General features: G+C 65.3%; 9 protein-coding genes. 3 read left to right on the top strand and 6 right to left on the bottom strand.

All coding sequences use genetic code 11. The features are described 5' to 3' along the window. Positions 1-76: 76 nt before the first annotated feature. Together VF662_RS13945 and VF662_RS13940 are read left to right on the top strand one after the other, a co-directional pair. Positions 77-529: a MaoC family dehydratase gene (locus VF662_RS13945; protein WP_464142333.1), complete on the top strand. Its 453-nt coding sequence runs from the start codon at positions 77-79 to the stop codon at positions 527-529. Continuing rightward, positions 526-1,362 (top strand): HpcH/HpaI aldolase/citrate lyase family protein, encoded by an 837-nt coding sequence (locus tag VF662_RS13940; protein ID WP_464142330.1) that lies wholly within the window; start codon positions 526-528, stop codon positions 1,360-1,362. Before VF662_RS13945 ends, VF662_RS13940 begins: the two co-directional genes overlap by 4 nt. Here the strand turns inward: VF662_RS13940 and VF662_RS13935 are convergent. From VF662_RS13935 to VF662_RS13925, 3 genes are all read right to left on the bottom strand, one after another. Next, on the bottom strand, positions 1,359-2,060 hold the full coding sequence (locus VF662_RS13935) for a hypothetical protein (protein ID WP_464142328.1): 702 nt from the start codon (positions 2,058-2,060) through the stop codon (positions 1,359-1,361). The two genes, VF662_RS13940 and VF662_RS13935, sit on opposite strands and share 4 nt — an antisense overlap. After that, complete coding sequence (locus VF662_RS13930) at positions 2,057-2,692, bottom strand: hypothetical protein (protein ID WP_464142326.1); 636 nt, start codon at positions 2,690-2,692, stop codon at positions 2,057-2,059. The genes VF662_RS13935 and VF662_RS13930 overlap by 4 nt, the downstream gene beginning before the upstream one ends. 91 nt (positions 2,693-2,783) lie before the next feature. Continuing rightward, entirely contained in the window at positions 2,784-3,971 is a 1,188-nt protein-coding gene (locus tag VF662_RS13925) for a toxic anion resistance protein (RefSeq protein ID WP_464142324.1), read from the bottom strand. Between the two features lie 124 nt (positions 3,972-4,095). On the opposite strand from VF662_RS13925, the gene VF662_RS13920 reads away from it, so the two are divergent. Continuing rightward, on the top strand, positions 4,096-4,380 hold the full coding sequence (locus tag VF662_RS13920; RefSeq protein WP_464142322.1) for a GNAT family N-acetyltransferase: 285 nt from the start codon (positions 4,096-4,098) through the stop codon (positions 4,378-4,380). Here the strand turns inward: VF662_RS13920 and ligD are convergent. The 3 genes from ligD to VF662_RS13905 all read right to left on the bottom strand — a co-directional run. Beyond that, entirely contained in the window at positions 4,377-6,905 is a 2,529-nt protein-coding gene (gene ligD, locus VF662_RS13915) for a DNA ligase D (RefSeq protein ID WP_464142320.1), read from the bottom strand. The genes VF662_RS13920 and ligD overlap by 4 nt on opposite strands. Positions 6,906-6,909: 4 nt before the next feature. Then, on the bottom strand, positions 6,910-7,818 hold the full coding sequence (gene ku / locus VF662_RS13910) for a non-homologous end joining protein Ku (RefSeq protein WP_464142318.1): 909 nt from the start codon (positions 7,816-7,818) through the stop codon (positions 6,910-6,912). A 60-nt stretch (positions 7,819-7,878) separates the two neighbouring features. Further along, positions 7,879-8,064 (bottom strand): Lrp/AsnC ligand binding domain-containing protein (locus VF662_RS13905; RefSeq protein WP_464142316.1); only part of this gene is annotated, 186 nt, incomplete at its 5' end.

The following is an 8,064-nucleotide window of genomic DNA, read 5'->3' as shown; positions in this document are numbered from 1 at the left end:
TGAGGAAGGTGCTGGGCGGCGGAATGCGCTTCGTTGGTGTGAACCTTGTGTCAACTTTGCATGCTGGAAGAGACGGATGAGCGGTCGCTTTTTCGATGAGTGGCAAATCGGCGACCGGCTGGAGCATCAGCCGCACCGGACGGTTACCGAGGCGGACAACCTCCTAATCTCCACCCTGACACACAATCCTCAGCCGCTGCATCTCGATTCCGAATATGCCGCCACGACCGAGTTCGGCCGGATCGTCGTCAACGGCACTTTCACCTTCGCTCTGATGGTTGGGCTTTCGGTCGGCGACACCACGCTTGGGACGCTGGTCGCGAACCTCGGCTACGACAAGGTGCGGATGCCGAAGCCCGTGTTCATCGGCGACACGCTTCGGGCGGAGACCGAGGTGATCGCGCTCAAGGAGTCGAAATCGCGGCCGGATGCCGGGATCGTTAGCTTCGAGCACCGGATGCTCAACCAGCGGCACGAGCTGGTCTGCGTCTGCGAGCGCACGGCATTGTTGCAGCGGCGGCGCGCATGAGGCTTCGCTCGCTCCTGTTCGTTCCCGGCGACCGGCCGGACCGGATGGAGAAGGCGCTCGGATCCGGCGCGGATGCTTTGATCCTGGACCTCGAGGACGCCGTTGCGCCCTCGGCGAAGGCGGATGCGCGCTGGCACGTCGGCCGCTTCCTCGAAGCCAATGGCCCGGCCAATCTGTGGGTGCGGATCAACCCGCTCGACGGACCGGAGGCGGACAAGGATCTGGCGGCGGTGCTTCCGCACCACCCTAACGGAATCGTGCTTCCAAAGGCGGAGGGTGGCACGTCGGTAGCGGAGCTCGGGCGGCGGCTAGCGGCGAAGGGCAATGTCTCCGCTCAAATCCTCGCGATCGCGACCGAGACACCGGCCGCGATGTTCCAGCTCGGCACCTATGCCGGCGCGAAGCGGCTCGCCGGGCTCACCTGGGGCGCTGAGGATCTGCCGGCGGCGATCGGCGCCTCCACCAGCCGCGAGGAGGACGGGCGATACACCCCGCCCTACGAGCTGGCGCGCTCGCTCTGCCTGTTCGGCGCGGCGGCGGCGGGCGTTGCTCCGATCGAGACCGTTTACCCCGCTTTCCGCGACCTCGAAGGTCTCGCCGCCTACGCGGCCCGGGCGCGGCGTGACGGGTTTACGGGGATGATGGCGATCCACCCGGCGCAGATCGAGGTGATCAACGCCGCCTTCACGCCAAGCGCCGCCGAGATCGAGCATGCGCGCGCGGTGGTTGCCGCGTTCGAGGCGAGCCCCGGCGCGGGCGCGCTGTCGCTCCACGGCAAGATGATCGACGGCCCGCACCTCGTCCAGGCACAGCGGACGCTGTCGCAGATCTAGGCTTCGTCGCGGTAGCGGGTCTTGAGGAAGCTGCTTCTGGCTTCAAGGCTGGTGAGGCGCTCGCGGCTGACTTCGCGGCAGATGCGGTCCAGCTCTTCGGCGATCGTCTCCAGCCCCGCTACTAGATGCTGGCGAAGCGCCGGATCGGCCTCGCGGGTGGTGCGGGGAAGCTCGGTATAGGCGCTGACCAGGCCCGGCAGATGCTCGCCGATCAGCCGCCGCGCCTCCCAGGCGAGGGTCGAGTTGGGGCCGATCTCGCCCAGCCGTGGCTGGAGGTCGCCGAGGCGGAGGAGGATGTTGTCCAATGCGGGGTCGGCCTTTGCGGGGAGGTGTTCGCGCTGGGTGAGCAGCCAGTCCTCGGCCTCCGCGGGCAAAGCGGCGAGTTCGGCGCCTGAAAAGCCTTGCTTTGCGCCGCGGGATCCCGGCCAGGCGAGGGCGGCAGTCGCTGCGATCAGGGTGGCGGCGCCGGCGGCGGCCAAGCCGGCAGTGCTGATCGGCGCCACCGCGAGCGTATAAGCGAAGAGACCGGCGCCCGAAGTGCCGGCGACGGCGGTGGCGCGGCCGAAGCGGCGCGCGGCATTGCGGGCCTTCCGCTCGCGCCGGCGCTTCTCAGCCTCGCGAACCGCCTTCGACTTGATGTGCCGCCGAAGGAAGTCTCCCGCTTGCTGGAGCCCGCTGCCGAGATCGAACCAGATCATTCGCCGCTGATGGAATCGCCATCCTTGTAGCGGGTCTCGATGAACCGGCCCTGCGTCTGGAAGGCGTTCACGTCCTCCTGCGCGAGCTTGGCGCCGATCTCGTCCAGCGCCTGCCGGGCGGCCTCGAGACCCGAGACGAGCCGCTCGTCGACGCTGAGGCCCTCGCCGTCCTTCTCGGTGCGATAGAGCGCGGGAACGCGCTCGTAGCGGTCGATGAGGTCGGGGAGATGCTTGCCCATCAGCCGCCGCGCGTCCTGCGCGATGGGATCGAGCGCATCCACCTCGGAAAGGCGCGATTCCAGGAGCGGCAATTGCTGGCTGATCGCATCCACGCGGCGGGCGGCGGGAGCGGGAAGGGCGGAGCGGCGGCGGGCCAGCATCGAATCGAGCTGCTGCACCACAGTCTTGGTCGGAAGCTGGTCGTTATACTCGACCCGCTTCGGCTCCAGCGGCTTCAGGCCGAAGAAGAGCAGGATGAGGAGCGTCAGGACGACGACGATGAACAGCCCCGTCCAGCCGATCGGACCGACGACGAGGCCGAAGCCGATCGTCGCGACAACCAGCGCCGCAATAGCCATTCCGATATTGCCGAGCCGCTTGCCGACGGTGCGTGCGGTGCGGCTGTAACCCACTTGGCCCGCCGCGACGGCCTTCCCATCCCAACGTGCAAATGTGCCGTCAACTTTGGCAATCAGCTCATGAACCCGGGGGTCAGTCACGAAGCTACCCCTCGAGCGCAGTCAGCGGAGATCGGTCGCCGGCGAGGCGGTTCTGCTCCACGCCCTCGGCACGGGCGATGTAGCCGCGGCTCTTCTCGACCTCGGTGGTAAGCACGTTCACCGTCTGCTTCATGTTGCCGAGCGCTTCCAGCTTGAAAGCGTCGATCGTGTCCATGGTGTCGTAGATGTTCTGGAAGGCGCGCTGAAGCGTCTCAAGCGGGATGGTGGCCGAAGCCGCCTGCTTGTGGATGTCGCCGGTCTGGCTCTTCAGAAGCTCGCCGGTGCGGTCGATCATGTTGGCGGTGGTGGTGTTGAGCGCCGTGATCTGGTCCAGCACCAGCCGCTGGTTGGTGAGCGCCTGCGCGACCGTAACTGCGGTGCGGAGCGCCGCGACGGTGGTGGTGGAGGCGCGATCGACCCCCTTGATCAGTTCGATATTGTTCTTCTTGACGAGATCGAGCGCGAGATAGCCCTGCACCGTCACCGCCATCTGGGTCAGGAGATCCGTCGTGCGCTGGCGGGTGTAGAAGAGCGCGGTTTCGCGGATCGCCTTCGCCTTGGCAGGATCGGTGGCGTCCAGTTCGTTCGCTTTCTCCTCGAGCCGCGCGTCCATCGTCTTGGAGATGTGGATCATCTGCTCCAACTTGCCCATGGTCTTCCACATGTTCGCGCGCTCGACGTCGATGGCGGCATTGTCCATGAGCAGCTCGTCCTTGCCGGAACCGAGGCTGCCGAGGATCTTCGAGATGTGGGTCTGGGAGCTCTGATATTTCTGGAAATAATTGCCGAGCTTGTTGCCCCAGGGGATGATGCCCAGGATCTTGCGCGGGGTGGAGAGATTGCCCTGCCGGCCGGGATCGAGCTCCTCGACGGTACGGCGGAGCTGGGTGAGATCGGCACCGATGCCGGTGTCGCTGTCGATCGCCTTTACCGGCCGGTCGAGGAAGCGGTTGGAATGGCCGGCCGCCTCAGCAATCTCCTTGCGGCCCATATTGGTGAGCTGATCCACCTTCTTGCCGAATTCCGGGCTGTTCGCGTCGGCGGCGACGAGTTCGTCCACGAAGGAATCCACCTTCACTTCGAGCGCCGACCTCTCCTCCGCCTTCAGCGGCACGAGGCCGGCGGCCTCGGCAGGCTGGACCGTCTGCAGCGCTTCCGGCGCCTCGAGCTTCAGCTTGGTCTCGGTAGCCATTTCGTCCCCTAATTTTCTTCAATGTCTCTCCGGGCTGGAAGATGGGGGAGACAGGCGCTTATATGCAAGGGGAAAAGTGTATTATTCAAATATAACACTTGGTTGGATGAGCAGGAGTAAGCATATGCCCGAAGACGGCGGCGTGAGAAACAACGAGGCTCGGAGCCGCTTCGAAATGCTCGTCGACGGCGCGACGGCGGTCGCGCGGTACAAGCTCGATCATGGCGTAATGAGCTTCACACACACGATCGTGCCGCAGGAAGTGGAGGGGCGCGGGATCGGCAGCCGGCTGGTGAAGGGCGCGCTCGACGAGGCTCGGAGCTTGGGTCTCAAGGTCGATCCAGTCTGCCCGTTCGTTCGCAACTACATCGAGAAGCACCCCGAATATCGGGACCTGCTCGCCGCCTAGAGGTCCGGCAGCACCTGGTTCGCTTCGCCCCAGCCCTGGAGGGTGCGGGAGGAGGCGCGTTCGACGAGTAGAGCGCCGTCCCGGACGGTGAAGCGGGCGCCCGACGCCATGTCGTCCAGTTCGTCCCAGATGATCGGAGCGGCCACCGGAGCACCTTCGCGCGCGCGGCTCGAATAGGGCATGATCGCGGTCGCTCCGCGCTGGTTGCGGAGATAATCGAGGAACATCCGGCCCTTGCGCTTGGCCTTGGCGAGGTTGGCGGTGAAGCGGTCCGGTTCGGCGGTGGCGAGCGCGACGCAGAAGCGCTGGGCGAAATCCTTCACCTCCGGCCATTCCGCCTGCGGAGTCAGCGGCACGATCACGTGCACGCCCTTGCCCCCCGTCAGCATCGGGAACGTCTGAAGGCCCATGTCGGCAAGGAAGCGCTTGATGTCCCGCGCCGCCTTCTTGACCTCCTCGAACGACAGGCCTTCGTCCGGGTCGATGTCGAACACGAGCCGGTCCGGCTTCTCGATGTCGACGACCGGCGAGCCCCAGCCGTGGAATTCGATCGTTCCCATCTGGACGCAGGCGATGATGCCGGCGACGTCCTTCACATAGACATAGTCCTCGATCTGCCCCTTCTTCTCCTCGATCGGGATCTGGAAGACGTGGGCGCCGAAGCTGCCGGTATTGTGCTTCTGAAAGAAGCATTTCTTGCCGCGTCCCTGCGGGCAGCGGACGAGGCTCAGGGGCCGGTTCGCGGTCCAGGGCGTCATCAGCGGCCCCACGGCGCGAAAATAATCGGCAAGTTCACCTTTTGTAACGTCGCTGTCGGGGAAGATCACACGCTCGGGATTGCTGATCTTGATGTTGTCGGGCGCGGCTTCCGCGACGGGCTGCGGCCTTTCGGCAACCACCGCCTCGGCAGGCTTGTCGGCGCGGAGGCCGAGGAAGCTTGCGTGGCGGACCACGTTGTCGGCCGTGAATTCGGCAAAGGCGATCTCGGCCACAAGCTGCGGCTTCACCCAGCGTGCGCCGCGTGCGTCCGCACGGGGGACGGGCGCCGGGGCCTTGTCGATTGCCAGGCTGTCGAGGCGAGCGCGGAGCTCGTGCTGAACAGTGTTCGAGAAGCCGGTGCCGACCTTGCCTGCGTAGCGGAGCTTTCCGTCCTCGTAGAGGCCGAGCAGCAACGCTCGGAAGCCGCGTCCCTTCTTGTCGCTTTCGGACCAGCCGATGATCACGAACTCCTGCCGGAGCGTGCACTTAACCTTGAGCCAGGCCTTGGTGCGCGTGCCGCGGTACGGCGCGTCCGCCTTTTTCGAGATGATGCCTTCGCCCTTCGCATCGCAGACGGCATCGAACAGCTTCTCCCCATGCCCCACCACATGGTCGGCATAGAGGATGAAGGGCGGCTGGCCTTCGCCGACGAGCGAGGCGAGGCGCTGCTTGCGCTCGATGTTCGGGAGCGGCGCAAGGTCCTCGCCGTCGATCTCGAGCGCGTCGAAAAGGAACAGCGTAAGGCCGCGGCCACCCTCGCTGATCGCCTGCTGCAAGGCGGAAAAGTTGCTGTTGCCCTTCTCGTCGAGCTTCACGATCTCGCCGTCGAGAAGCGCGCTCTCGCACTGGAGCCTGCGCGCCGCCTCGGCGATCTCCGGGAACTTGTCGGACCAGTCGAGGCCCGAGCGGGTGTAGACTTTCGCCTCGCCGTCGCCGACGCTCAGCAGGCAGCGATAGCCGTCGAACTTGATCTCGTGGATCCAGGCGGAGCCGGTTGGGACGGTATCGACGAGCGTTGCCTTCTGCGGCTCGCGGAAGGCGGGAATTTTGCTCTTTCTGTTCCCAGTCGAAGGCCGCGGCCCCGTCCGCCCTTCGCTCTGGCCCCCGGCCTTTGCCGGGGAGCTGCTTTTCCCCGCCTTCATCAGGCGCTGGAACGCGGTCAACTCCTTCGCCGGCTTGCTCGCGGCGATCTCCTGCATGGTCCGGCCGGTCTTGATGCTGGTCAGGTATTTTTCGGTGAGGCCGGTCGAGCTTCCGGCATGCTCATCGTCGATCTTGCGCAGGATCCAGTTCTCGTTCCGCTCACCCGGCCGCGGTTTCAGGCGGATCATGATCCACGCGCCCTTCATCCGCTCACCCTCGACCGTGAAGTGGAGATGGCCCTGCTCTAGCGTCTTCACCGGGTCCTTGCGCGGATCGGGCGTCCACGTCCCGTAATCCCAGAGCATGACGGTTCCGCCGCCATATTCCCCCTTCGGGATCGTTCCCTCGAAGGTGGCGTAGCTCAAAGGATGGTCCTCGGTCCGGACGGCAAGCCTCTTGTCCTCTGGATTGAGGCTCGGGCCGCGGGTGACGGCCCAGCTCTTCAGCGTGCCCTCAAGCTCCAGCCGGAGATCGTAGTGGAGCCGCGTCGCGTCGTGCTTCTGCACCATGAAGCCCCGCCCGCCGCCCCAGGGCAGGGTCTCGAACGTGCCTTTGGGCTCGGCGGTCTTCGTGAAATCCCGCTTCTCATTATATTTTGCGAGGGGATCGGCCTTGCGGGCCATCAATTCACGCCCGCTTGCGCGCCGGAGCGGCCTTGGCGGGCGCGGCCTTCTTCGCCGGCGCTTTCTTGGCGGCGGGTTTGGCGGCGGCCTTCTTCGCCGGCTTCGAGTCGTCGCCGGAACCGCCAGCGCCCGGCTTCTCGATCGACCGCTTCAGCGCGGCCATCAGGTCGACCACGTTCATGCCCTTGGCGGGAGCGCTCGGGGCGTCGTCGGTCTGGACGGTCTTGCCCTTGCGCTTCCGCTCGATCAGGTCCTGCAGCGCTTCGATATAGCGGTCGTGGAACTTGGACGGATCGAAGGCTGCCGTCTTCTTCGCGATCAAGGTCTCGGCCAAATCGAGCAGCTCCTCGTCGGGCTTGGCATCGGAAATGTCGCGGAAATAGCCCTGCGCCTTGTGCACCTCGTCGGCATAGCGGAGCGTCTCGAGCACGATCCCGCGCCCGCACGGCTTCAGGCTCACCACATATTCGCGGCCGCGAAGGGCAAGCTGGCCAAGCGCCACCTTCTTCGTCCGCCGCAGCGCCTCGCGCAGCACGATGAACGCTTCCTCGGCAAGGTCGTCGGCCGGGACGACGTAATAGGGCTTTTCGTAATAGAGTACGTCGATCTCGTTGTGGTCCACGAACTGGGTGAGATCGAGCGTCTTCTTGGATTCGAGCTTCACCGCCTCGATCTCGTCGTCCTCGAGCAGGACGTAGCTGCCTTTCTCCACCTCGTAGCCCTTCACGATCTCGTCCGGATCGACGGGGCCGACGCCGGGCACGACCTTCTCGTATTTGATGCGCTTGCCGGTCGGCTCGTGGATCTGGTTGAAGGCGATCGTCGCGCCGGACTTGGTGGCGGTGAAGATCTCCACCGGGATCGAGACGAGGGCCAATCTGATCTGACCTCTCCAATAGGCGCGTGCCGCCATGACCCTCTCCGAAAAATCGATTCGCTTCCGGTTCAATCCGCGGGAGGGGGTGCGGTTCCGCTAGACCGGTATCTCCGTCGTGTATTTCACCTGCCGAAGCGCGAAGTTCGAAGCGGCATGGGCGACGCTCGGGTGGGCGAGGACCCCGCGCATGACGAACCGATCATAGTCGGCAACGTCGCGGACGGAGATGCGGAGCAGGTAGTCCCATTCGCCCGACATGGCGTAGCATTCGACGATCTCCTC

The sequence above is a fragment of the Allosphingosinicella sp. genome (assembly GCF_036387215.1).
Taxonomy (GTDB): Bacteria; Pseudomonadota; Alphaproteobacteria; order Sphingomonadales; family Sphingomonadaceae; genus Allosphingosinicella.
Note: the sequence above shows the minus strand (reverse complement) of the source record. Positions and strands in the feature narration are given on the sequence as shown.